Origin of the sequence: Azospirillum palustre, from assembly GCF_002573965.1 — a bacterium.
In the GTDB taxonomy this organism is placed as follows: Bacteria; Pseudomonadota; Alphaproteobacteria; order Azospirillales; family Azospirillaceae; genus Azospirillum; species Azospirillum palustre.
The window spans coordinates 1-837 of sequence record NZ_PDKW01000011.1 but is presented as its reverse complement, the minus strand read 5'-3'; the positions used below and the strand labels follow the sequence as shown (position 1 = coordinate 837).

Below are 837 nucleotides of genomic sequence, written 5' to 3'. Positions count from 1 at the left end.
AGCAGCACGCGTTCCTTCTGAGCCGGCGTCACCCGGCAGAACACGTTGACCTTGGGGAGGCGGGCCCGCAACGCCTCCTCGCTCATCGCCCGCAGATCGTCGCCGGTGATCAGGCCGGTGACGGGCAGGCCGAGCTCGGCGCAGACGTGCCGCGTCACCCGCTCGTTGTCGCCGGTCAGAAGGCGCACGGCCACCCCAGCCCCGGTCAGATCGCGGATCGCCGCCATGGCACTCGCCTTTGGCGGATCGAGGAAGACCGCGTAGCCGGCGAAGGCCAGTTCGCTTTCGTCTCCCAGCGCGGCGGAGGCATGATCCGGCCCCATCGCCTTGGAGGCGATCGCCAGCACCCGGAACCCATCTTCTCCCAGTTTCTGGAACAGGGCATCCAGTTCTGCCCGCGCCGCCGGATCGAGCGGCTTCTCGACGCCACCTTCGCCTTCATAATGGGTAGACTGCCGCAGAACGTCTTCCGGCGCCCCCTTGACCACCAGCAGCCGCTCGGTGCCATCGCTAACGAGAACCGAGACGCGCCGCCGTTCGAAATCGAACGGCACCTCGTCGATCTTCTGCCAGCCGGTCAGGTCGAGGGTGCGGAAGGCGATGATGGCCTCCGTCCAGCGGGCTCTTGATGCCGCTCTCGAAATGGCTGTTCAGGTAGGCCAGCCGGAAGACGCGCTCGCTCTCCGCGCCACGGAAATCCAGGTGCCTGACCATCCGGATCGTCGCCTCCGTCAGAGTCCCGGTCTTGTCGGTGCACAGCACGTCCATGGCGCCGATGTTGTGCATGGCCGCCAGCCGTTTGACGATGACACGGCGCTCCGCCAGCCGCATCGCCCC

At 67.3% G+C, this 837-nt stretch carries 1 protein-coding gene and 1 pseudogene; both read right to left on the bottom strand.

Annotated elements, in window-relative coordinates:
• A pseudogene (locus CRT60_RS00055) lies at positions 1-554 on the bottom strand (magnesium-translocating P-type ATPase); the annotation flags it as partial.
• Positions 511-837 (bottom strand): hypothetical protein (locus CRT60_RS36725; RefSeq protein WP_425290385.1); only part of this gene is annotated, 327 nt, incomplete at its 5' end. The gene CRT60_RS36725 and the pseudogene CRT60_RS00055, both read right to left, overlap by 44 nt.